Below are 24,705 nucleotides of genomic sequence, written 5' to 3'. Positions count from 1 at the left end.
CTGATGGAACAAAAGAACCCTTAAACCTAAAAATAGGTTTAAGGGTTCTTCTTTGTTGCGATGAAAAGAACGAACAGATTACATTTGGTCTGGAGCTTTAACTCCTAGCAATCTTAAGTCTTCTTTCAAGATAATGGCAACCGTTTGGACTAAAGCCAAGCGGGCCGGTCTGCCAGCATCTTCAACTAAAACTTTGCTATTTGCATAGTAACGGTTGAAAGCTTGCGCTAAGTGCAGTGCATGTTTAGCGATCACAGAAGGTTCGCGTTTTTCATAGGCTCTTTGAATAGTTTCAGGGTATTCTTGCAGCAATTTAACGATTTCCCAACTATAAGCGTCGTTCAGCATATAATCAGCAGCAGGCTCTACTTTAAAATCGCCAGCTTTACGCAAAATGCTCATTGCACGAGCACGTGTGTATTGAACGTAAGGGCCCGTTTCGCCTTCAAAACGTACAACCTCTTCAATAACAAAGTCAAAGTTATTCAACCGATCATTTTTCAAATCATGGAAAACAACTGCGCCAATACCTACTTGGTCAGCAACTTCATTTTTATTTGGCAAGTCAGGATTTTTTGCTTCAATTTGTTGATGAGCTAGGTCTATGGCCTCGTTTAAAACTTCTTCTAGTAAGACGATTTTACCTTGACGAGTAGACAGTTTTTTGCCGCCTTGGGTAATTAAACCGAATGGGATGTGGTGCATGTCTTCAGACCAAGCGTATCCCATTTCATTTAAAACAGCTTTTAATTGTTTGAAATGATTGCTTTGTTCATTGCCGACAACGTATAAACTTTGAGCAAAATCATATGTCCGTTTCCGATAAAGTGCAGCAGCTAAATCACGTGTAATGTACAATGTAGCTCCATCTGATTTTTTGATAAGAGCAGGGTTCAAGTTGTACTTTTCTAAATCAACAATACTAGCTCCATTATCAACCGTTAATAGGTGTTTTTCTTCTAACAGATCAACAATTTCTTGCATCTTATCATTGTAGAAAGCTTCGCCGTTAAAGGAATCAAAAGTAATGTCTAACATATCATAAATATGGTTAAACTCTTTTAACGATTCTTCACGGAACCATTTCCAGAGTGAAACAGCTTCTTCATCAGCGTCTTCTAATTTTTTGAACCATTCACGTGCGTCATCATTTAATTCTGGTTGTTCTTCAGCGACAGCATGGAACTTCACGTAAAGACGCAGCAACTCAGCAATAGGTTCAGCATCGATTGCTTCAGCGTTGCCCCAAAGTTTGTAGGCAACGATCAACTTACCGAATTGAGTGCCCCAATCGCCTAAGTGATTGATTTTAATCGGTTTATAGCCCACTTTAGCATAAATATTAGCTAAAGCATTTCCGATAACAGTTGAACGCAAGTGGCCCATTGAAATAGGTTTAGCAATATTGGGCGAAGACATATCGATAGGAACTTGGCTGCCTGCTCCAATCGCTAAATCTCCGTATTGTTCGCCTTGTGTTAAAACATCCTTCAAAACAGCTGCACTTACAATTGATTTATCCAAGAAAAAGTTTAAATATGGACCGACCACATCAATTTTTGCAACCATTGGAGAAGTTACTTTCACTCCTAGATCGGCAGCAATTTGTTGTGGAGCTTTGCGAAAAACTTTAGCTAGTGAAAATGTAGGGAACGCAACATCTCCATGTTCGGCTGACTTTGGTTTTTCAAGTAAATTGAAAATAGCTTCAACGGATAATGTGTCTCCAATTTGTTCTTGCAGTGCTTCAGCAACGATTAATTTATAATTCATTACATTTTTCCTCCTATTAAATATGACTAGATGAGGTTCATCTATCATTCGTTTTAGACATAAAAAAAACGCCCTGATTTGATTCTATGACTAGATCAAAAAAGAGACGAGGTTGAGCCCGCGGTACCACTCTTGTTGCTTCATCAAAAATGAAGCCACTTGTTTTTAGATAACGGCAAACAAAACCGAATAATTCTACTGCAGTTCGAATTATTTTCTCTGAAGTGCGTTTCCTGATTTTTTGCTGCTGGCTCTCACCGTCCCAACTCGCTTAAAACAATCGAAAATCAGTACTCTCTTCATCAACGAAAGTGTGTTTTTTACTTATAGCCAATTATAGCAAACCCATTGAACAATTCCAATAGTTAAAAAAAAGAATTTTTATTCATCTTTTTTTAAATAAATCGTTAAATCTAAGCGTATTCATGTTTTATTTGGTATAATAATAAAGAATCGTTTAATTATAAGGAGGTCTGAACAGTATGAAAAAATCAAATCGACAATTAGCTATCAAACAAATCATTAACAATTATGATATCGCCACTCAAGAAGAGTTATTGCATTACTTGAAAAAAGAAGGTGTAGAAGCGACGCAAGCAACGATTTCGCGTGATATCAAAGAGATGCATCTAGTTAAAACGACCACTTCAAATGGAAATGTCAAATACACGCTTTTCCAAAACAATAAAATGTCTAATGAAGAAAAATTGCAATCGACATTAGGGGAAGTGGTCATCAAGTTAACAAGAGTTCAATTTATGACGATTTTGATGACGATTCCTGGAAATGCACATGTCATCGGAGCACTGATGGATGCCATTGATTTCCCGGAAAAAGTTGGCACGATTGCTGGAAACGATACCTGTTTAATTATTTCGAAAAATGAAGAAGAGGCCATTAAGATGTATGATTATTTACATAAATGGGTCAATGAGTAACCATCAAAAAAATAATACTTGGAGGTCATTAGATGTCACAAACGCCCCTTTCTGGTTTGGCTAGTTTACAAAATGGATCGGATATCCGCGGAATTGCCATACAAACGGATCAGTATGAAGTTACATTGACGGACGAGCGAATTGAAGCTATTGCTTACGGTTTAGCTGTTTGGCTGAAAGAAGCCAAACAATTAAAAGTGACCAATGAAAAGAAACCTTTAAAAGTAGCGATCGGCTACGACAGTCGGTTATCAGCTAAACGCATCCAGACGGTTTTAATCAAAGGATTGACGAATACAGGAATCGATATTGTTGAAGTGGGGTTGGCTACAACTCCCGCGATGTTTATGTCGACCCAGTATGAAGAATACAATTGTGATGCTGCTATTATGATTACAGCTAGTCATCTGCCATATGAATACAATGGGTTAAAGTTTTTTACAAAAGATGGCGGAGCAGAACATGAGGACATTCAGTTTATTTTAGAAAAAGCAGACTGGGAAAATATCACATGGGAAACGGATCAAGGTTTGGTTACCTCTCAGCCTTTATTGACGGCTTATGCAGCTGATTTAGTCGCTAAAATACAAAAAGGCATCAATGATCCCATTAACTATGAAAGACCGTTAACAGGGCGTCATATCATCGTAGATGCAGGAAATGGTGCAGGTGGTTTTTTTGCAACGGAAGTTTTGAAAAAATTGGGCGCCGATATCACAGGCAGTCAGTTTTTAGATCCAGACGGGCATTTTCCAAATCATATTCCTAATCCAGATAACAAAGAAGCGATGAAAAGTATTCAAACAGCTGTTTTAGCTCATCAAGCAGATTTAGGTGTTATTTTTGATACGGATGTAGACCGATCAGCTTTAGTCGATAACCATGGAGTTACTTTAAACCGCAACAATTTAATCGCTGTTATTTCAGCTATTTTAATAAAAGAACAACCTGGCACAACGATTGTTACCAATTCTACAACTTCAGAACATTTGAAGGTCTTTATTGAGTCGTTAGGCGGCAAACAAAGTCGTTATTTGACTGGTTACCGAAACGTTATCAACCAAGCACTGAAATTAAACCAAGAAGGAATCCCGACCAGCTTAGCTATTGAAACAAGTGGTCATGCAGCGCTGAAAGAAAATTACTTTTTAGATGACGGAGCTTATTTGGTCGCTAAAATTTTAATGACAGACGCTATTTTACAAAAAGAAGGCAAAACCATTGTGAGTTTGATTGAAGAATTGAAGCAGCCTGTAGAAACCGATGAAGTTCGTTTCGCTATTTTAGGAGAAGACGTGCAGCAAATAGGTAAAGAAACCATTGCAGCATTTGAAACATTTATTCGTCAGACCTCCGATTTAGCAGTTGATCCGGATAATTTAGAAGGCGTCCGTGTCAATACGAGCGGGAAATATGGAGCCGGATGGTTATTGCTGCGCATGAGTTTACATGAACCATTATTAGTTTTGAATCTAGAAAGCGATCAAAAGGGTGCAATCAAACAATTGCGGCAAGATTTAAAAGCCTTTTTTACTGCACAAGATAACTTGGATTCTTCTCGCTTGTAATTTTGAGCAGAATTGTCCTATGATAAGAGAGTAAATACGAAAGAGGAGCTGTTTGTTATGGGGAAAGCATTACTTGAGAGTTATGAACTGTATAATGGGGTGAAGATCCCAAAATTAGGACTTGGTGTTTTCCTAATGAAAGATGAGGAAGAATTAGTTGAAGCAGTCAAATCGGCTGTGGAGATTGGTTATCGTCATTTCGATACAGCTAAAATTTATGGAAACGAAGAATACTTAGCACGCGGCTTGAAAGAGTCGGGGATACCACGTGAAGAACTTTTCTTGACTTCAAAAGTATGGAATTATGACCAAGGTTTCGAGCAAACGAAAAAAGCATTTCAAGAGAGTTTAGATAAATTGGGAACCGATTATTTGGATTTGTACTTAATTCACTGGGCTGCACCAAAATTTGTTGAAACTTGGAAAGCAATGATCGAATTGTATGAGGCTGGAAAAATTCGTGCCATTGGGGTTTCAAACTTCCAAATTCATCATTTAGAAGAATTGAAAAACCAAGGATTGATGCAACCGATGATCAATCAAATCGAGACACATCCAGAATTTCCGCAGCATGAACTTCATGAGTATATGAAAGCCAACGGCATTATTCATGAAGCTTGGGGACCATTAGGTCAAGGAAAATCAGGTTTGTTGTCAAATCCTGTCTTAGTAGATATCGGCCAAAAATACTTTAAAACGCCTGCTCAAGTTATTTTGCGTTGGCATTTAGAACGAGGAGAAGTCGTTATTCCTAAATCTGTTCACGCAGACCGTATTAAAGAAAATAGCGAATTGTTTGATTTTTCTCTGACGGATGAAGACATGGCTCAAATCGCTACATTAAATACAGAAACTCGTTATGGGGGAGACCCAGACGACCAAGAACGTATGAAAGCAACGTCTATTAGACCAGAAGCTTAATAAAAACCCCTTTGTCTATAAAATCTAGGCAAAGGGGTTTATTTTTTTTATTCTTTAGTCGGACACCAGTGCCACTGGAAACCGTCTTTTGTTAACAAAAGATCGCTTTCGATTGGCCCCATTGAACCGCTTGGATAGTTCGGGAAGTCGATGGTCTCGTTGTCCCATGCTTGGCGGATAATATCGACAAACTTCCATGAGCTCGCAACTTCATCCCAGTGAGTAAAGTTTGTTGAATCACCATTTAAACAATCTAAAATAAGTTTTTCGTACGCTTCGGGACTATTAGCAGTCGTTTCAGCAGAATGCTTCTGTTCCAGTTTCAAGGTCTCCGTTTCCAGCCCAAGTCCTACTTTTTTAGTGTTCAGTTCTAAAGAGAAACCTTCTGTTGGCTGGATATAAATCGTTAATACATTTGGAGGCAACGGTTCATCGCTATTATCGTTAAATAAATTCAAAGGGACATTTTTAAATTCAATATCGATTTGTGTTCCTTTTTCGGCTAGACGTTTACCAGTTCGGAAATAGAAAGGTACACCTGACCATCTGAAATTATCGATCATGATTTTTCCGGCAACAAAAGTTTCCGTTTGCGAATCGGGAGCAACATTCAACTCCTCGCGATACCCTTCGAAGTGTTCGCCATTGACCGTACTGCGGCCATATTGACCCCGTACCAAGTAATGCGGAACATCTTCAGGTTTGAATAAGCGGACAGCTTGAAGTGCTTTAATTTTTTCAGCACGAATTTCTTTATCATGCAAGCGTGTAGGAGGTTCCATAGCAAGTAAAGAAACCATTTGGAGAATATGGTTTTGCAGCATATCTCTTAACGCGCCGCTAGTATCGTAATACCCGCCGCGTTCTTCAACCCCCAGAGATTCGCTTAATGTGATTTGGATATTGTCGATGTAGCGATTATTCCACATAGATTCAAACATATTATTAGCAAAACGAACCGCTGAAATATTCTGCACCATTTCTTTGCCAAGATAGTGATCGATTCGATAAATTTGATCTTCTGCAAAGGATGCGCGAATTTGTTCGTTTAATTCTAAGGCACTACTGTAATTGTGACCAAAAGGTTTTTCAATGATCAAACGGTTAAAGCCAGAATCTGTCAACAATAAGCCGTCTTTTAAGTTCTGTGAAATAATGCCAAAAAAGTTAGGAGACATAGCTAAGTAGAATAAGCGGTTGCCTTCTAATTGATACTTTTCATCTAACGTTTCAGTCAGCTTTTTCAATGTACTGTAATGTTCAATATCCGTCACGTTATGCGATTGGTAATAGAAGTGGCTAGCAAATTCAGCTGCATGTTCATAAGACTCTGCCAATCCATTGATTGAATCCATTACGATGTCACGGTAGTACTCGTCTGTCCATTCTCTTCTTGCTGTTCCAATGACTGCGAACTTTTCGGCCAGAAAGCCTTTTTTGTATAAGCGATAAAGAGAAGGGTATAACTTTCTCTTTGCTAGGTCTCCAGTCCCACCAAAAATGGTGAATAGAGCGATTTTTTCTTTACTCATTTGTCTTTACCTCTCCTTCAATCTAACCCCTATATTTACTTATAAATGTTTAGCGCGCGGTTATCTTATACATTGTACTGTTTTTTTGAGTTTGAATCAATTACTCTTTCTCTCATTTTTCTGTTCTTTTCTTAGCACTGAAGAAAAATCTAGCGAGAATTGATCTTGAAAAACAATGGCAAAATCTTAATAAAGCTAGCATTTTAGTAACGAAATAGGACAGTTTGTGTTACAATACGAAGGATGCAAAAGAGTATCGAGAGAAAAGAGGCGTAACAATGAACCATACATTTGAAAAATTTGATTTACAACCATTCTTAATACAAGCTATTAACGAAATAGGCTTTACTGAACCGACAGAAGTTCAAGATAAACTTATTCCAGCAATAAAAAAAGGAAAAAGCGTCATTGGACAATCGCAAACCGGATCAGGAAAAACGCACACCTTCTTGCTGCCGTTGATCAATGCGATCAACCCAGGGAAAGAAGAAGTTCAAGTTGTCATTACGACTCCAAGTCGTGAGTTGGCGGAACAGATTTACCAAGCAGCTCTTCAATTGGTAGAAAAAGCGCCTGAGAAAATTATCGTGCAAACTTATGTAGGGGGCACAGACAAAAAACGGCAAATGGCTAAATTGGCGGGCACACAACCGCATGTTGTTATTGGAACACCAGGACGTATCTTAGATTTAGTAACGGAAAACGCGTTATTGATCCATACAGCACCTGTATTGGTGATTGATGAGGCTGATATGACGTTGGACATGGGCTTTTTAACAGATGTCGATCAAATCGCCAGCAAATTGCCAGCTAATTTACAAATGTTGATTTTCTCAGCAACGATTCCCAATAAATTAAAACCGTTTTTGAAAAAGTACATGGAAAATCCTTTGTATGAACACATCCAACCAAAAGAAGTTATTTCTTCGACCATTGAAAACTGGTTGATCTCTACTAAAGGCAGAGATCGGGTTGATGTTATTTATGAATTGCTGATGATCGGCCAACCTTACCTAGTGATGATTTTTGCTAATACCAAAGCAAAAGTTGATGAAATTGCGGGAGGTCTTAAGGCGAGAGGAGTAAAAGTAGCCACTATTCATGGAGATATTCCACCACGTGAGCGTAAACGTGTCATGAAACAAGTGCAGAATTTGGACTATCAATTTGTTGTAGCTACTGACTTGGCTGCTCGCGGAATTGACATCGAGGGCGTTTCTCATGTTATCAATGCAGAAATACCACGTGATTTAGATTTCTTTATTCACCGAGTAGGCCGGACAGGACGTAACAACCTAAAAGGAACGGCAATTACTTTATATGGACCAAGCGATGAAAACTTGATTGCTGATATTGAAAAATTAGGGATCACATTTGAACCGAAAACCGTTAAAAATGGTGAAATCACGGATACATTTGACCGTAAACGTCGTGCGCAACGTGAGAAGAAAACAACCGATCCGATTGACCCAGAAATAAGAGGGATGATGAAGAAAGCGAAGAAAAACATCAAACCTGGTTACAAGAAAAAAATGGGACGTGCTATTAAAGCAAGCAGTTTGAAAAAACGTCGTGTTGAACGCCGTACACAAGCGAATGCAATCAAAAAAGCCAATAAAAAGGCCAACAAATAAAAAAAACTCTGAAAAATCGAGACTTCGATTTTTCAGAGTTTTTTTTATTTACCCGGTAAAGTTTCTTTGGGTATTTTTTTATAGCTAAATAATAAATATAAAGCGTTACTACTAGTTTTGTCTCTAATTGAAAATAGGGAGTTAAATCAAAACTATTTAAAAGAGCAAAGAAAAGAGTCGGCAAAGTTGAAGCAAACACTACAAGTCTCCAATTCGCTGCAAACCGTAGTGGGCGTCGACTAAAAGTAGCGACTAAGTTAGCAAAAACGGTATACAATAAATTGTAAACCAGCATAATGATTAAACTCATCAACCAAATAATGCCAAAAGAGAGGATCAAAACAAAACTATTCATTGTCTGCATGCCAAGGACAAGATCAGTAAAGAATTGATCTGTAACACCGTTCATTTTGGTATAAGACAATTCAACTGGATAACCAGGTGCGCTGATATAAAAACGATCTTTGAGCAGCGCAATGCCGATAGTCGTACCGATTCTATTTTTGTCAACATCCTCAACACTTTGCTCACCAGCAGGATCGAAAGTGAAAATGATGGAATCCGTTTGATAAATAAAACTTTCTTCAGGTTTATCAGTAACTAATTGATCATTTTCAATCTTGAAAGCAGGAAGGTGTTCAGAAATGGTTTGCCCATCTTTATTGAAGTCATTTAAGATACGATTTCCTTGAATCCAAGTAGGGATCGCTGTAATGAATGCAAGAAATAAAAGATAAAGAAAAATTTTTCCTTTTTTTAATTTACGTGCTTCAAGTAATTCTTCCGGATGACTAACGGAAGCCATGAATAATTTGACTAATTGAATATAAATCCCTCCTAACATTATTTTAGACAAAAGCTGTTCTTTATTATTGTAATCTTTTGAGGCTTGAAACTCAATATCTCCGAAGAAGATCTCATGATTCTGACAGAATGGCCGTTTCCGATAAAAAAAGAGCAAAGGCTTTGAAATTTGGGATGAAAGGTGTTACATTTAAAGAGTAGCAAAGCAATGACAAAATATATATTATACGGAGGAATTTAATTATGGCTTATGAATTACCAGAATTACCTTATGCATATGATGCATTAGCACCATCTATTGATGAAGAAACGATGCATTTGCATCATGACAAACATCACAACACTTATGTAACAAACTTGAATAAAGCAATTGAAAAACATCCTGAATTAGGAGAAAAATCAATTGAAGAGTTGGTTGCTGATTTGTCTGCAGTTCCTGAAGACATTCGTACAGCAGTTCGAAACAACGGTGGCGGACATGCTAATCATAGCTTTTTCTGGAAAATTCTTTCTCCAACAGGCGGCGGCGAGCCAACTGGCGAATTAAAAGAAGCAATCGAATCTACTTTTGGCAGCTTAGACAAATTTAAAGAAGAATTTGCAGCGGCAGCAACTAGTCGTTTTGGCTCAGGCTGGGCTTGGCTAGTAGTAGATGGCGGGAAATTAGCGATCACTTCAACACCAAACCAAGATTCTCCATTATCTGAAGGCAAAACTCCAGTAGTAGGGTTAGACGTATGGGAACATGCTTATTACCTAAACTACAAAAATGTACGTCCAGACTACATTAAAGCATTCTGGAATGTAGTAAACTGGGAAGAAGCAGCAAAAAATTACGCAGCAGCAAAATAAAGTAATGCTAATAAAAAAAACAGACAGGCGTTCATTCGTCTGTCTGTTTTTGTGTCTGTTAAAAAAGAACCTGCTTGAGAATAGTACTTTTCTCAAACAAGTTCTTTTTGTTTTGCCTATTAGTTGATCTGAATGCCTAATGCTCCAGCAATAACCAGTGCTTGTCCCGCATTTAAGATGCTTCCTCTAAGCAAGTCAGTGGAAACGGCAATTTGTTCAAAAGTAGATGAACTTAAATCCAGTCCTTTTAGATCTGTTTGCATTAAATTAGCTCCATTTAAATCACAAGCTTTAAAAAGCAGCTGCTGCCATTTGATTTCGAAAAAATCACTTTCAATTAAAGCTGTTTCTTCAAAACATACCCGTTTTAAAGAAGCGTAGCTGAAAGAACTATAGTTGCCGAAACAATGCTTAAAATAGGTATCCATGATAGAAGCTTCAGCAAAATTTGTTCCTAGAAATTTAGTGTTTGAAAAGTGAACACGGTGAACGATTGCTTCAATCAATTCGGTATTGCTGATGTTGCATTTTTCAAAGCTCACATCTAGCAATTCTAATTGGCGAAAGCGGCAGTTTTCAAAACTGACGTTAATAAAAGAAACGCTCTTAAAACAGACTTTTTCAAAATCAGCATCGCTTAACGTGCAGTCTTGAAAAACGACATTGGTATAATAAGCCTCATCTTCTAACTCATCAAAAGTAGCTGGGGTCAGAGTGGCAGGTATTTTAGGTGGTGCGATTTTAATTAATTTACTCATAGAGATCTCCTTTTAAAGTTGTAGTAGATTTTCGTGAAATTAAGTGAGTCAGTAATAAGAAAAGGGCAGAAATAACAGATACGATGACACCTTCTTTAAACAGTGGTGTTCGGTAATCAAGGGTGACAGTATGTTTCCCAGGCGTAATTGGAACAGCCAGTAAACTATCGAGTGCTTTTTCGGTTTTCACAGGAATGCCGTCAATCTGAGCATTCCAGCCTTTGCTATAAGGAATAGAAGTGAACAATACTTGTTGATCATCCTGAATGGTAACTTCGCCTTTAAAATGAGTACTGCTATGTTCCGAAACAGTCATGCCGCCTTGTTGCAAGTGATCTATGGCATCGGAAAAGACTGTTTGATCCAGTCGATACAATTGAAAGTGATCGAGTTTAAGAGACGATTTTTTTAAATTGAATTTAATAGTGATCGTATCTTCTTTGTTCAAGTTTGCCAAATTTAAAACCAATAAATCTCGATAAGTTGGGTATTGAGTAAATGGAACGCCATTCAAATAAATTGAAGCATCTTCGTCTTTCACATTTGGACTCAGAGTTAGGTAATAAGCATCATTGGTCTCAGGAGTAAACTGAAACGACACTGCTGCGTCTTGATTAGCAATTTGTTTCGTATACGTGTTATTGTGTGTAGAACTAACACCAGTTACATTTTGATAAACCGTGCTCGTAAAATCTGTTGGAACAAACAAGTGATTTGTTTCAGGCAAACCAACTAAAGCGTTCAATATGTTCTCCTGTAATTGAATTGGCTGACCCGCGATCAGCGGAACATCTAAAATCGCTTGATTGCTGCCGAACATAATCGGCAGGGCATTAGGGTTTTGATACAAAACAGTACGGTTCGTCTCAGCAATAGGCTGATAAGAACGTAAGTCAGGCTTGGTTTGCATCAAGGATAATTGAAATTCCGTATTGGCAGGATGAGCAGGTTCTTTAGCGTCTATCGTTTTAAGCAAAGAAACATCTTTTAACAACTCATCTTCTTGTTCAGGCAATCGGTAAAGGGCATTTTGTTCACTGATGTAATATTTGATTCCAAAGAGCGCATCGGTGAAAACTGTTCCGTTTGCATAAACGATAAACCCATCTCCAACCGGGAATCCCAGATCGCCGAATAATTGCGGAATTTCTTTTTCAAAAGTTGAACTGAAATGCGATATGCTCGGGTAATCTGCTTGAAAGCTGTCATTTTTTGAACGTAAAAACGTCTTCTCAATTCGATAAAAATCATTGTCTTCTTTTTGAATGGCGGAAATATCGGTGTCTAGTATGTTTTGGTACATCGAAAATGAGTCTTGTTTGACATAGCTCAAGCGCGATAAATCAATTTGGGCGTTTATTCCCATTTCCACTGTTGTGATCAGAAACAGAACGAGCGGCAACCAACGATAACGTTGCGGTTTAATGATCAGCATAAAAATAATCAGTAAAGCAAACAAAATGGTCAACACAAGTTGTTCCGGATAAACAAAATCGAAGTTGCCTTGATAAACAGAAAGACAAACAACAGCGGTTAAGCTGACACTAAAGAATGTCTCTAGTGGTTTTAAGCCTTTCATATTCATGAAACTTCTAAATCCATTTAAAATCATGAAGAAACAAACGACAAAAGAAAAACGATAAGGATACCAAATAGGGTACTGCATGGCATGCCAAACCATATTAAAAGCTTTTAAGTTCATGGAAACCACATATAAACTCATTAAAGCGACAGCAGTAATCCGTTCTCGCAAAGGAAAAGCGCGATTGGAAAAGTAACAACCAAAAGAAACGATTGCTAGACTTCCAATAAAAAGATTCGGGTAGCCGCTAGGCATTTGGTCAAAGTTAAAAGCACCAATGACCAGTTTTGAAAGCATTTCATGGAATGGATATGCTAATTCCCAGTCAAAAGCCAATTTAGTGTAGCTGGCTTTGCTGCCCAGCAAAGAATAAAAAGTTGGCAGCAATAAACCAGCAGCTAAGCCGGCCCCTAATAAGGAATGCCAAGCAAATAAAAATAAAGAATGAAGATTTGCTTTGATTTTGTCTTTTAAAGTTAAGGTGGAGGGATACGTCATTCCGATCAACCGGAATAAAAAGTACCCAACTAGAAATAAACAAATCATATACCCAATATAATAATTCGCAAACAATGTCAAAGCTAAGAAAATCGAATAGGTCAATCCTTTGTGTTGATTTAACAACCGCTCAATTCCTAAAGCTATAAGAGGTAAAAAGATCAACCCATCAAGCCACATAATGTTTAATTGATTAACGATGGTATACCCCATCAAAGCATAACTGATCGAAAAAGCAGCTAAGCTAAATCCGTCTCCATTGAACCCTTTTTTTAACAACCACCCAAAACTTAATCCCGTTAAACTAATTTTCAGTACCGTTAAAAAGGTAATAGCAAACGGCAGTTGGTGATGTGGAAAAAATAAAAAAACTACATTGAAAGGACTGGTTAAATAATAAGCCCACAAGCCAACCATATCTCCGCCGATAGCTTTAGAAAAAGAGTAAAAGAAACTCGATGGGTCTTCAAAAAAAGTTTGCCGGTAATAGGCATAAAAGTCGACGTATTGTTGGCCTAAATCAACTGTCATCAGCGAACTGTTCCCAAAAGGATAAACTCCTTGAATGATGTAAATGAGCGACATCGTTAGGAATGGGACAAAAAAGGCTAGTAAAAGCGGCCAGTAGTTATAAAAAAAAGCTTTAATTGTTTTTTGCATACGATTCACCTCAATAAATAATAGAATAAAAAGCAGAAGAGTGGCTTCAGACCGCTGCACGAATGGAAACGTCAAAACCAATTTAAAATAGATGGTTTATCTTGTTGGTTAATAAGCTTTATTGATTGTTTTTCGGAAACCAAACGGCACTCACAAACTAGAATAGCATAGATTACTAAGGAATAATTAAAATTTTCCTCATTCAATGGTTAAATTCAATCAAATTTGTTACAATGAGGAAAGTTTAATGGAATAGGAAGGTGTAGTGTTGAAATCGAACAAAAAGAAAAATGATAAGAAAAGATCCCATATTCCTTTTCGTTTAAACCTCTTGTTCTTCGTGGTTTTTTTGCTTTTTGCAACGCTTATTTTGCGTTTAGGTTATCTGCAGATTGTGAAAGGTGAAGAATTTGAAACACAAGTGCAACGAACCGAGACTACATTAGCAACTGGGACAGTACCTCGTGGCGAAATTTACGATAGCCAGCACCGTAAGCTTGTCGGAAATAATCCTCTTCAAGCCATTACATATACGAGAGGAAAAGGCGTATCCGGTGAAGATATGGCTAAAATTGCTTTGAATTTGGCAAGTTATATAAAAATGCCGCATGTCACTCAAGTGGAAACAGAGAAAGACTTTGATTTATCGATTAGAGACTTGAAAGATTTTTGGGCAGTTTCAAATGAAAAAGAACTAAACAAACGGTTAACTGAAACAGAAAAAAAGCTGACTGGATCAGAGCTTTATCAATTGCAAATTGATCGTGTGACCGATGAAGACATCCAATTTTCAGAAGAAGAATTAGAAGCAGCAGCTATTTTTAAACGAATGAATGGCGCCTATGCGCTGTCAACGATTAACATCAAAAGCGAAGATGTGACCGATGAAGAAATCGCAAGAGTCAGCGAAAATCTTTTGGCTTTGCCTGGGGTTGACACCGGCACAGACTGGGTTCGGACATATCCAGAAGGAGAAATGCTGAGAAGTATCTTAGGAGATGTTACGACCGAAGCAGAAGGGCTGCCAGACAATAAAGCAGCTACTTATTTAGCTAAAGGCTATGCTCGCAATGACCGGGTTGGGAAAAGTTACTTAGAACAGCAGTACGAACAAGTTCTAAGCGGTTCTAAATCAAAATCTGCGACAGAGACCAATCAAAATGGCGATATTGTGAATACCATTCAAAATTATGTTGGCGAAAAAGGCGATAATTTAGTATTGACTATTGATATGAATTTCCAAAAAATCGTTGAAGAAATTGCTTACAATTCCCTCGCACAACATCGTCAAGGGTTGAATGACCGCGTATACGTTATTGCCTCTGATCCAAATACAGGTGAAATAATGGCAATGACTGGCCAAAAAGTAAACCCGAAAACGGGTAAAATTGAAGACGATGCATTAGGCGCGATTAGTAGTGCTTATTCGATGGGATCTTCTGTTAAGCCAGCAACGGTATTGGCTGGATATATGGATGGAGTAATCACGTTAAATGACAATACAATAGTGGATGAACCATTAAAGTTCGGAAGAAATGCGGGGAATTCTATCAGTTCGGTGTTTAACCGAAGCGGAAGTGTAGCAGTGAACGATATTACTGCGTTGGAACGTTCATCCAACGTTTACATGTCTAAAATTGCAATGCGTATGGGAGGACAATACACGTATAGTTCAGGAATAAATTTGAGTATTGATGGAAACGAAGTTATTAACAAATTAAGAGGGTATTACGCGCAATTCGGATTAGGCTTGAAAACCGGAATCGATTTGCCGAATGAAGGTTCTGGTTTTGTGGGTTCGGATATCACCGGCGTCCAACCGCTCTTCTTTTCTTTTGGGCAATACGATACGTATACGCCGATTCAAATGCTCCAATATGCATCTACTATTGCTAATGGAGGAAAACGAATCGCACCAAGAATCGTCGACGAAATCCGTGGAACAGATGAAGATGGGAATCTAGGAGTTTTAGAAACTCAATTAGGTTCCGAAGTATTGAATACCGTTAACGTTGGCGAAACAGAGTTTTCTCGTGTACAGCAAGGAATGTATCAAGTAATTCATGGGGCAAATGGTTCGGCTAGAAGTGCTTTTATCGGAGCACCATATGATGCCGCTGGGAAAACAGGGACAGCTGAAGCTATCTACGATGGACCAGTGGAAAATGCAAAAGGCTCCTCAGTGATCAATCGGACGTTTATCGGCTATGCACCGTTCGATAATCCTGAAATTGCTGTCACGGTGGTAGTTCCTTATTTACCGATAACAAATACCAACAGTGAAAATACAACTATTGGCCGACAAGTGTTAGATGCATACTTTCGAGTAGGGAAATATGCTCAGCTAGACGATGAACTGGAGAAAGAAACGACAACCGAAGAATAATAACACAGAAAAACCCTTCTAATCACTATGATTAGAAGGGTTTTTCTGCTGTTTAGCGACCCATCAAGGCCTCTGCAATTTGTTGAGAATCCATTTCGCTGGTAACTTCATAAGAACCAGGACGCAGAAGAGAAACATAATTATTCTCATCAAGAAACTTTTCGAAATCAGAAGAATTTTCGATGATTCCTTGGTCAGCTAGTTGTTGAACAGCTACACTGCTAGGATCTCCATTATTAATGATAATGGTTGTTTTAGTGACAGCTGGTTCGCTTGAATCTTTTTCAGAAGAATCTGTTTCTTTTGGTTCTTCTGAACTGGCTGATTCAGCAGTGTCTGAACTTTCTTTAGATAAATTGGCAACTTCTGTTTCTGCCAACAATTGTTCATACTTTTCTTTATAGGATAACTCTTCTTCGCTTAATTCAACGGTTTCGTTTGAAGCCGGTTGTTTGGCAGCAGCAGCTGGCTCATAAAGGAAAAGACGGTATCCGGCAAGAACGATGGCAGAGACTAAAAATCCTACTGCCAAGTAACGTAATGTGGGTCTACTCATTCAAAAAGCTCCTTTAATTTGTTTTTAGTTGTTTTCGAGATATTCATCGACAACCACTTTGATGGTCGCTTCAGATAATCTTGTTTGATTAGCGATATCTTCAATTGCTACTCCTTGGGTATACAAGGTGATGACATGTTTTTTCAAGACATCGTGTATTTTGGCTGAAGTTGCAATTTCTTCTGTATGAATGTTTAATTCTTTTTCTAAAACAGAAACACGCTTCTTTAATTGAAAAATATCTTGTAACAGTTGAAGAGACAATTCTTCAAATTCTTCTTTGATTTTTTCACCGTTATCTTTTTTATAGAAAGACCATCCAATCAATCCGATGGCGATGGCTAATAAAACAATTACTATTACCCATAAGTCCATTATTTTCACCTCTTTTATTTAAACTCAAAATCAATTTTACCACATTCTAGTTTAGAAATGTAAAAAGTGAAAAAAAACTTAATGAAAATATAAAAATACATCAGCTCATTACAATCGTATTGTTTTTAGAAGAATAACGAACATTTATTGCGAAAGCCTGCATACCACTATTTGTTTACGATATCAATAAGACAACAGCTGTGTGGTTAAAAGTTTAGAAAAGAGCCTGATTCATTTCAATACGCTTAAGTCTTTCTTTAGTCAGGTATTTTCTTGCAGTATTTGTTGTTCGTCCTTAACTACTGCAAGAAGCAAGCATGAAGATATACACGTAAAGTAAAAAAACTTTACAACCTTTAAAAAAATACTAGCATGTTTTTGAAAAAAGTGATATGATATTCAAGTCAGAAGATTACGGAATGTAACTTCAAATATTGTTTAGTGCTTGGAGGGAAAATCATGCGTGTAAACATCACATTGGAATGTACTGAATGTAAAGAACGTAATTACATCTCAAAGAAAAACAAACGTAACAATCCGGACCGTGTAGAATTCAAAAAATACTGCCCGCGCGAACGCGTTGTTACTCTACATCGTGAAACAAAATAACAACAGATCTCTGTTGTTTTTTTGTGGCATAAATCATATACGAAGTAAAAAATGCTGAGAGATTCTTTCTCAGCATTTTTTATTTAGGAGGAATTACCCGATGACCAAACAAGAAATCCGCAAACAAACCATTGAACGATTAAAAGAATTAACCGGCAAGCAAAAAAAAGAACAAGAAGCAGCTATTTTGGCACGCCTTTTCCAAACGGTGGAATGGAAAGAAGCTAAAATCATTGCTACTACAATGGCACAAGAAATGGAATTAAACACCCGACCCATTATTGAGAAAGCATGGGAAGAAGGGAAACAGGTAGTGCTTCCTAGAGCGAAAAAAAACCGGATCATGGATTTCGTTAGGTATACTTCAGAAACACCGATGGAAACTTCAACATTTGGTTTATCAGAACCAGCGGCTGCCTTGCCCGCTATCCCGAAAGCAGACATTGATATGGTAATTGTTCCTGGATTAGCTTTTTCTGAAAAAGGATACCGTGTTGGTTTTGGTGGCGGCTATTATGATCGTTTCTTAGCTGACTATACTGGGAACACCGTTTCACTAGTTTTTAACGAGCAAAAGATACCTTCTTTTGAAATAGAATCTTTTGATATTCCGATCGGCCTTTTAATTACAGTCAATGAAACGAAGCAGACTATTTGATTTTTAGAATTCATTCTGTTTGGTGTCTAAACGTTCCTTTGGTATACTCCTAGTAATAAGAGAAAGGGCGGTTTTGTAAATGGATGATGTATGTGAAGTGTTTTTTAGCAATGGACAGTCTCTAAGAATCAACATGTCTCAAAGAGCCTTTATTGAGCAAGTGAGCACAGAAGAGGGTGTACTGGATAACCGTTTAATTTTGATAAAAAATAAACAAGGTGAAGCTGTTTACGTGAATCCTTTACAAGTTGTTTCTATCTCGACACCGTTCGCACTATCAAAAGATGAACTGTTTACTTTATCGGAACAACAGGAAGATAAAGAACGAGCAGAGCATAATTTGGAAGCGATTCAAGATTTAAGTGAAAATATTGATAATATGGAATAAGGTAAAGAGTCAGCTTTGCAGCTGGCTTTTTTTGTTTGCTGAAAACGGAAGATACATTGAGCATCGACTGCAGCCCTTTTCTTTTTGTTACCGTGAACAGGCTTGTTTTATGCTATAATTAAAAAATAGCGCTACGCTTTTATTTTTTAGTTAAAAGATACAATAAGACGAGAATGGAGTTGATCAATTGGATTACCAAACGGAAATGAAAATAAAACGTTTTTTTAAGCAGCCGCTTTTGACATATGCCTTTTTAGGCCTTCAAATTTTACTGTTTATCTTAATGACCTTTAACGGGGGCAGTACGAATACCCATACGTTGATTGAATACGGTGCAAAATTTAATCCTTTTATTGTTTTAGGAGATTGGTGGCGTTTATTTACGCCGATGTTTCTGCATATTGGTTGGATGCACCTTTTACTCAATTCAATTATTTTATACTATCTAGGAATTCAACTGGAAAGTATTTTTGGTCATTGGCGTTTTGGATTGATTTATCTATTAAGCGGATTTGCTGGAAATGCAGCTAGTTTTGCTTTTAATAATGCTATTTCTGCAGGAGCCAGCACCGCTATATTTGGACTGTTCGGAGCCGCTCTAATGTTAGGGAAAACCTACCCTAATAATCCAGCTATTCAGCAGATGTCAAAAAACTTTATGTTGTTGGTTTTAATTAATTTAGTCTTTGGTGTTTTTGATTCTTCTATTGATTTGGCAGGGCATATTGGCGGACTTGCAGGAGGTTATTTGTTAGCAACGGCTATCAGTACGATAGATCCATTACCGCGTTGGAAAAAACGTCGTTTGCAATTTGGCGGACTTTTTCTTGTCATGGTGATTTTACTCCTAGTCATAGGTTACGTGAGAACTCGATTTCTTTTTTGATCAATAGGTGGTGAGTGCGTGAAAACAATGTATGATGTGCAACAGCTGTTAAAACGTTACGGTATTTTTATTTATGTAGGAAAACGGTTATGGGATATTGAGTTGATGTTGATTGAATTGAAAAAAATTCATGAGCAAGGCTTAATTGAAAATGATGAATATATGACAGCCCTTTTGATTCTTAAACAAGAACATCGAGTTGAAGAATCAAAAGAAAATCAGACGAAAAAATAAGCAGTGTTGGAGGAAGAAGTACATGTCAAAGAAATTAATTGGGATTGATTTAGGCGGAACAACAGTAAAATTTGCGGTATTGACAGAAACCGGTGAAATTCAACAAAAATGGAGCATCATAACCGATATTTCCGATGAAGGTGCAAAAATAGTGCCAGCGATCGTCGCATCTATCAATGAACACATTGAACGATTTGGAATGTCGGCAGCCGATTTTATCGGTATTGGCATGGGGTCGCCAGGAACGGTCGATCGCGAAAAAGGTACGGTTATTGGGGCTTACAATTTAAACTGGAAAACGTTGCAACCGGTAAAACAACTGATTGAAAGTGGCACAGGAATTCCTTTTGCCATAGATAATGATGCCAATGTTGCCGCTCTTGGAGAACGCTGGAAAGGCGCTGGAGAAAATGAAGATGATATGGCGTTTCTAACCTTAGGCACTGGTGTGGGGGGCGGAATCGTAGCAGAGGGACACTTGCTGCATGGAGCTGCAGGCGCCGCTGGAGAAGTTGGACACATAACGGTCGAACCAAATGGATATGACTGTACCTGTGGTAAAAAAGGATGTCTTGAAACAGTGGCTAGCGCAACAGGAGTTGTCCGCTTAGCGAGAGATTATGCTGAGGAGTACGCTGGCGAATCAAACTTGAAAGTTATGGTCGATGATGGACAGCTGGTAACCGCAAAAGATGTGTTTGAATTTGCTAAACAAAAGGATGCTTTAGCAGTTCATGTGATCGATAAAGTAGCTTTTTATCTAGGTTTGGCTTGTGGCAATATCGCGAATATTCTTAATCCTTCTACGATTGTTATTGGCGGAGGCGTATCCAATGCCGGAGAATTTTTAACAGATCAAGTACAAGATTACTTCAACACCTTTACTTTCCCGACGGTTCGCGACAGTTGTAAAATACGTTTGGCACAATTGGGTAATGATGCAGGCGTAATAGGCGCTAGCTCGTTAATTAAAGGAATCGTGGCTAAACAAGTTGAAGCAGCCGACTAAATTAAGATAAGAAATGGAGAGAAACCCTAAAACCATTAGGGTTTCTCTTTTTTACTTTGTATTTGCTGGTTCTAGTTAGAAACAGGAAAAGTTATCTTTAAGCGGCTCATTTATTTACTATAGAGAAAAAGCACTCTTTTACTGGATAAAAAATAAGATAATACTGATTAGAGCTGTTTTGAGAATAGCTAAAAAATGCTAAAGAAAAATTCCTATGGTATAATTAGCTACAGTAATAAGATTAGAAAAGGGGTAGACAGTATCAACTCAACTGATAACAACCGAAAATATAAGGTGATGAAATGAGAAAAAAAGTACCAAAAACCATTGGAATTGGAATATTCGTGCTGCTTTTTGCTGCCGTTTTATTTTTGGGGAGCTGTAGCAAAGAGCACCCTAAAGAGACTGGCAAAGCAGAAGAAGAACATGTTTATCATGAACTTCCAATATCTTATGAAAGTTTCAGAAAAGTCATCGGTTGGCTTTCTGATGAAGAAATACTGGTGCATGCTGGAGAAATGAATGCTGATACATTGTATCGATTTAATCTTTTTTCCGGTAAATTGACCCCGATATACGAAGCTGGTAGTATTATTTTGACCGCAGCCATCTCTGAGAATAAACAGCAAATTTTTATTCAAGTTGCTGGTGAAGCTGGCGGAGAATTGCGTATTATTAATTTAGCTGGAGAAGAGCAGCAAAAATTAGCAATTGAAACGAATGGGTATTTAAATGTTCAATGGAACCCAGTAGAACAAAATCAATTATTTATATCTTATTATCAATGGGAAGAAGAAATGGTTGTTCAAAAATGGGACATTGAGACAAATCAATTAAAAGACATCAAATCGAATTCATTAACGCCGATTTGGTATTCTGAGAACCTTTATTTATATGTGGATAATACTGGAGACTTTTTATTGAAAACAGGGGAATTGTATATGGGCGATATTCGTAACGATGAGGTGACGCGGATTCGGAATCAAGTTTCTGGCTTCTTCTTAAGCAATGACACGTTCGTCACATTTTCACCATCTGATTTCAGCAAAAACGAGTTGCTTTTAACTCGTCAGTATCCATTTATGGTCGATAAAGGATTCATTACCGTACCAAAGGTTTCAATGAATGAACGTTTAGTTTTTCCTTATTTGACACAATCAGGCAGAAAAGAAGCTATTTATGGAGTATTTGCCAAAGAGCCAACTCAATTAGAGTTAGAAACAGGTGAATTTGAATTTGGTAAACTAAATTTTGATACGCGAAAAATTGAACCAATCGTCGATGTGCCGGATAATGCACCCATCAGCATTGCTGGAAATGGTCGATACAGTTTGTATGGTTGGCGTTTTGAGTATATTATTGATTTAGAACAAAAGAAAGTCTATCCTTTGATTCCAATGGAGACCCCTTAAGGATCTTAGAAAACAAGCTTTATAAAAAAATGCTAGTAAAATGCTTTCTTCTTGTGTACAATTATTCATGTGAGTACGAGAAGAGAGGGGCATTTTGAATTGAATGGAAATGTACTATTAAATACAATTTTATTGATCATTATTATAGGATGGGGCGGTTACGAACTGTATCAATACTTTAACCGCAAACGTGCTGCAGTTGAATTAACAGAAGAAGAATTCAAAAAAAATATGCGGAAAGTTCAATTGATTGATGTTCGTGAGAAAGCTGATTTTGATGCTGGCCATATTCTAGGTGCTCGAAATATTCCTTTTTCTTTGTTTAAAACGAGAATGGTTGAGATCAGAAAAGATCAACCTGTTTATCTTTATGACCACAATAAAGCTTTAAGTGGGCGTGCTGCAGTTAAATTGCGTAAAGCAGGCTATGAAGAGTTGTATCGTTTGAAAGGCGGTTACCGTGATTGGACCGGCAAAGTTAAGAAAAAATAACAGCATAAAAAATTCGCCTGCTAAGTGAAGAGGCGAATTTTTTTATGCATTTTTCGAAAAAATTCTATTACTAAAAATCAGGTCAGTCTTCATCTTTAATGTCGCTGTCTTCGGGTAAGGTTTCATTTAAATAATCCTGCAACTCAGCTTTATATTTTTCTAAAGCTTTAAAGTAAAGATTAAATTGTTCTTTATTGACCAATAGATTTTCACCATCGGATACGGTACGGATTTGTTTTTCACGAACAAGGCGATAGACCTCTGAAATCGTGAGATCCAGATATTCTGCAGTTTCTTCAAGCGTTAGATACATCTGACACACCTCCGTTCCTTTGATATAGTTTATTTTACGCTATTTCACTTAAAAATACGAGGAAAATACGTTTGCCTTAACAGTCGACAATAACGGTTCATTCTATGAATATGTTATAATAAAAACGTTATCGTTGGTAAGTGGAGGTGTTTTAATGAGAAGAACAGAAGTTATCGCTCATAGAGGCAGTAAAGGAACACATCCTGAAAATACACTTCCTGCTTTTGAAGAAGCTTTAAAAGCAGGAAGTGACGGAATTGAATTAGATGTCCAACTGAGTGGAGATCAAGAACTTGTGGTGATCCATGATGAAACAGTAGACCGGACGAGTGATGGCCATGGTTTGGTAGGTGAGTTTACTTTACAAGAATTAAAAACTTTGGATGCGGGCAGTTGGTTTGCTTCGGAATACGCATTTAGCCGTATTCCTAGTTTGCAAGAAGTTTTTGATTTATTGAACAGCTATCAGTATACTGGTGTATTAAATATTGAGTTCAAAACAAATAAATACCCTTATCCAGGTATCGAAGAAAAAGTGATGGAACTGGTTTGCCGACAAAATTGGCCGTTCGCTATTGAATATTCAAGTTTTAATTATCAAACTCTTAGACGTGTGAAAAAATTGGACCAATCCAATAAAATAGCTTTACTGTTTGAACAAAGTGAAGGGGCGATAGAAATATTGGATAATCGGTTTCTCGTCACTATGTGGCACCCAAAATTAACATGGCTTCGAGAAATCAGCGAGTCCAATGTACCAAAAATCCCTACTCGTCCTTGGACCGTCAATCATAGCCATGACTTGGACTACTGTTTCAGTAAAAGAACATATGGTGTTATCACTGATTACCCAGCAAAAGCTCTCGCAATTCGAGAAAAATGGCAATCATAGAAACAAAGGAGAATATTGTGACTAAACCGAAAATTATCGTTATTGTAGGACCAACAGCTGTTGGCAAAACAAGTTTAAGCATTGCATTAGCCAAACGGTTTGATGGCGAAATCATCAGTGGCGATTCAATGCAAATTTATAAACAGTTAGATATCGGAACAGCAAAAGCAACTTTAACAGAACGGTCTGGAATTCCTCACTACTTGATCGATGAAGTTTCAGCTGCAGAAAATTACACTGTTTCCGACTTTCAAAAAAGAGCTAGATGCTTGATCCAAGAAATCAGTGCTAAAGGCAAGGTCCCGATTATTGTTGGCGGAACGGGCTTATACATGGAATCTTTATTGTATGATGTGAGTTTTGGCGGAAAAGGAGAAAATGATGGAATGTTTCGGGCTGAAAAAGAAGCAGAAGCTGCAGAACATGGCTCGCTTTATGTGTGGGAAGAACTAAAAAAAGCAGATCCCATCGCAGCCGAGAATATTCATGTTAATAATGTCAGACGAGTCATTCGTGCTCTGGAAGTCCTTCATGTTACTGGTCGTCCTTTTTCTGCTTCGCAAAACGAACGTGAAACAAAAGAACCTTTATATGACGCAAAAATTATCGGATTGACCACCGATCGAGCGCTTCTCTATAAACGCATCAATAAGCGGGTGGAAGAGATGATCGATCAAGGATTGGAAACAGAAGCACGTTGGTTAGTTGAACAAGGATTGCAAGAAGCTCAAGCAATGCGCGGCATAGGCTATAAAGAATGGCTGCCTTATTTTAATGGAGAAGGAACAGTTTCGTCAGTTGTAGAATCCATCCAACAGAATTCCAGGCGGTATGCTAAGCGTCAATTCACTTGGTTCAGAAACCGAATGAAAGATGTTGAATGGTGGAATTTAGTGGAACGTCCCGAATCTGAAAAAGATCTCATTGAGGAAGTCCAGCAATTTTTAAATCAAACTACACTAGAGAGGTAGGATG

The 24,705-nt window shown here is 37.7% G+C and carries 24 protein-coding genes and 1 other annotated feature; of the genes, 16 read left to right on the top strand and 8 right to left on the bottom strand.

Going from position 1 to position 24,705, the window contains the following annotated elements; all coding sequences use genetic code 11:
• Positions 1-78: 78 nt before the first annotated feature.
• Positions 79-1,773: an arginine--tRNA ligase gene (gene argS / locus NY10_RS03345; RefSeq protein ID WP_058918660.1), complete on the bottom strand. Its 1,695-nt coding sequence runs from the start codon at positions 1,771-1,773 to the stop codon at positions 79-81.
• 99 nt (positions 1,774-1,872) lie between these two features.
• Positions 1,873-2,088, bottom strand: a binding site (T-box leader).
• 167 nt (positions 2,089-2,255) lie between these two features.
• On the opposite strand from argS, the gene argR reads away from it, so the two are divergent.
• From argR to NY10_RS03330, 3 genes are read left to right on the top strand one after another with little or no spacing between them, the layout of a single operon-like run.
• A complete protein-coding gene (gene argR / locus NY10_RS03340) occupies positions 2,256-2,711 on the top strand; it encodes an arginine repressor (protein WP_058918659.1) in 456 nt (151 codons plus the stop codon).
• A 32-nt stretch (positions 2,712-2,743) separates the two neighbouring features.
• On the top strand, positions 2,744-4,279 hold the full coding sequence (locus tag NY10_RS03335) for a phosphohexomutase domain-containing protein (RefSeq protein ID WP_058918658.1): 1,536 nt from the start codon (positions 2,744-2,746) through the stop codon (positions 4,277-4,279).
• A 57-nt stretch (positions 4,280-4,336) separates the two neighbouring features.
• Positions 4,337-5,200: an aldo/keto reductase gene (locus tag NY10_RS03330; protein WP_058918657.1), complete on the top strand. Its 864-nt coding sequence runs from the start codon at positions 4,337-4,339 to the stop codon at positions 5,198-5,200.
• A gap of 47 nt (positions 5,201-5,247) precedes the next feature.
• Here NY10_RS03330 and zwf read toward each other — a convergent pair whose 3' ends face one another.
• Positions 5,248-6,732, bottom strand: coding sequence for a glucose-6-phosphate dehydrogenase (gene zwf, locus NY10_RS03325; protein ID WP_058918656.1), 1,485 nt, complete (start codon positions 6,730-6,732; stop codon positions 5,248-5,250).
• Between the two features lie 278 nt (positions 6,733-7,010).
• Here zwf and NY10_RS03320 point away from each other — a divergent pair, with 278 nt between their 5' ends.
• A complete protein-coding gene (locus tag NY10_RS03320; protein ID WP_058918655.1) occupies positions 7,011-8,366 on the top strand; it encodes a DEAD/DEAH box helicase in 1,356 nt (451 codons plus the stop codon).
• On the opposite strand, the gene NY10_RS03315 is transcribed toward NY10_RS03320, so the two are convergent.
• Positions 8,335-9,222, bottom strand: a complete 888-nt coding sequence (locus NY10_RS03315; RefSeq protein WP_156413262.1) for a DUF1189 domain-containing protein — start codon at positions 9,220-9,222, stop codon at positions 8,335-8,337. The genes NY10_RS03320 and NY10_RS03315 overlap by 32 nt on opposite strands.
• Positions 9,223-9,413: 191 nt before the next feature.
• Between NY10_RS03315 and NY10_RS03310 the strand changes: the two genes are divergently transcribed.
• Positions 9,414-10,022, top strand: coding sequence for a superoxide dismutase (locus NY10_RS03310; RefSeq protein ID WP_058918653.1), 609 nt, complete (start codon positions 9,414-9,416; stop codon positions 10,020-10,022).
• A gap of 119 nt (positions 10,023-10,141) precedes the next feature.
• Here the strand turns inward: NY10_RS03310 and NY10_RS03305 are convergent, their stop codons facing one another.
• Both NY10_RS03305 and NY10_RS03300 read right to left on the bottom strand, forming a co-directional pair.
• Positions 10,142-10,780, bottom strand: coding sequence for a pentapeptide repeat-containing protein (locus NY10_RS03305; protein WP_058918652.1), 639 nt, complete (start codon positions 10,778-10,780; stop codon positions 10,142-10,144).
• On the bottom strand, positions 10,773-13,520 hold the full coding sequence (locus tag NY10_RS03300; protein WP_058918651.1) for a YfhO family protein: 2,748 nt from the start codon (positions 13,518-13,520) through the stop codon (positions 10,773-10,775). Before NY10_RS03300 ends, NY10_RS03305 begins: the two co-directional genes overlap by 8 nt.
• A gap of 265 nt (positions 13,521-13,785) precedes the next feature.
• Between NY10_RS03300 and NY10_RS03295 the strand changes: the two genes are divergently transcribed.
• Positions 13,786-15,906 (top strand): peptidoglycan D,D-transpeptidase FtsI family protein, encoded by a 2,121-nt coding sequence (locus tag NY10_RS03295; RefSeq protein ID WP_082664164.1) that lies wholly within the window; start codon positions 13,786-13,788, stop codon positions 15,904-15,906.
• Between the two features lie 52 nt (positions 15,907-15,958).
• On the opposite strand, the gene NY10_RS03290 is transcribed toward NY10_RS03295, so the two are convergent.
• Entirely contained in the window at positions 15,959-16,462 is a 504-nt protein-coding gene (locus NY10_RS03290) for a hypothetical protein (RefSeq protein WP_058918649.1), read from the bottom strand.
• 24 nt (positions 16,463-16,486) lie between these two features.
• A complete protein-coding gene (locus tag NY10_RS03285; protein WP_058918648.1) occupies positions 16,487-16,837 on the bottom strand; it encodes a hypothetical protein in 351 nt (116 codons plus the stop codon).
• A 459-nt stretch (positions 16,838-17,296) separates the two neighbouring features.
• Between NY10_RS03285 and rpmG the strand changes: the two genes are divergently transcribed.
• From rpmG to NY10_RS03245, 8 genes are all read left to right on the top strand, one after another.
• Complete coding sequence (gene rpmG, locus NY10_RS03280; protein WP_034536796.1) at positions 17,297-17,446, top strand: 50S ribosomal protein L33; 150 nt, start codon at positions 17,297-17,299, stop codon at positions 17,444-17,446.
• Between the two features lie 100 nt (positions 17,447-17,546).
• Positions 17,547-18,104, top strand: a complete 558-nt coding sequence (locus NY10_RS03275; RefSeq protein WP_058918647.1) for a 5-formyltetrahydrofolate cyclo-ligase — start codon at positions 17,547-17,549, stop codon at positions 18,102-18,104.
• 79 nt (positions 18,105-18,183) lie between these two features.
• Positions 18,184-18,492: a hypothetical protein gene (locus NY10_RS03270; protein ID WP_058918646.1), complete on the top strand. Its 309-nt coding sequence runs from the start codon at positions 18,184-18,186 to the stop codon at positions 18,490-18,492.
• Between the two features lie 187 nt (positions 18,493-18,679).
• Positions 18,680-19,378 carry a rhomboid family intramembrane serine protease gene (locus NY10_RS03265; RefSeq protein ID WP_058918645.1) on the top strand — a complete coding sequence of 233 codons (699 nt, stop codon included), beginning with the start codon at positions 18,680-18,682 and terminating at the stop codon, positions 19,376-19,378.
• An 18-nt stretch (positions 19,379-19,396) separates the two neighbouring features.
• Entirely contained in the window at positions 19,397-19,612 is a 216-nt protein-coding gene (locus tag NY10_RS03260; protein WP_058918644.1) for a YqgQ family protein, read from the top strand.
• Between the two features lie 22 nt (positions 19,613-19,634).
• Entirely contained in the window at positions 19,635-20,621 is a 987-nt protein-coding gene (locus tag NY10_RS03255; protein ID WP_058918643.1) for an ROK family glucokinase, read from the top strand.
• A gap of 302 nt (positions 20,622-20,923) precedes the next feature.
• Positions 20,924-22,033 (top strand): YqgU-like beta propeller domain-containing protein, encoded by a 1,110-nt coding sequence (locus NY10_RS03250; RefSeq protein WP_058918642.1) that lies wholly within the window; start codon positions 20,924-20,926, stop codon positions 22,031-22,033.
• Positions 22,034-22,132: 99 nt separating this feature from the next.
• Positions 22,133-22,525, top strand: a complete 393-nt coding sequence (locus tag NY10_RS03245; RefSeq protein ID WP_058918641.1) for a rhodanese-like domain-containing protein — start codon at positions 22,133-22,135, stop codon at positions 22,523-22,525.
• 82 nt (positions 22,526-22,607) lie between these two features.
• Here NY10_RS03245 and NY10_RS03240 read toward each other — a convergent pair whose 3' ends face one another.
• The gene (locus tag NY10_RS03240) at positions 22,608-22,838 is read right to left on the bottom strand and encodes a helix-turn-helix domain-containing protein (protein ID WP_058918640.1); all 231 of its coding nucleotides are present in this window, start codon (positions 22,836-22,838) and stop codon (positions 22,608-22,610) included.
• Positions 22,839-22,992: 154 nt separating this feature from the next.
• On the opposite strand from NY10_RS03240, the gene NY10_RS03235 reads away from it, so the two are divergent.
• Entirely contained in the window at positions 22,993-23,730 is a 738-nt protein-coding gene (locus NY10_RS03235) for a glycerophosphodiester phosphodiesterase (RefSeq protein ID WP_058918639.1), read from the top strand.
• 14 nt (positions 23,731-23,744) lie between these two features.
• On the top strand, positions 23,745-24,701 hold the full coding sequence (miaA, locus tag NY10_RS03230; RefSeq protein WP_156413314.1) for a tRNA (adenosine(37)-N6)-dimethylallyltransferase MiaA: 957 nt from the start codon (positions 23,745-23,747) through the stop codon (positions 24,699-24,701).
• Positions 24,702-24,705: the final 4 nt, after the last annotated feature.

The sequence above is a fragment of the Carnobacterium sp. CP1 genome, from assembly GCF_001483965.1.
GTDB lineage: Bacteria > Bacillota > Bacilli > Lactobacillales > Carnobacteriaceae > Carnobacterium_A > Carnobacterium_A antarcticum.
Note: the sequence above shows the minus strand (reverse complement) of the source record. Positions and strands in the feature narration are given on the sequence as shown.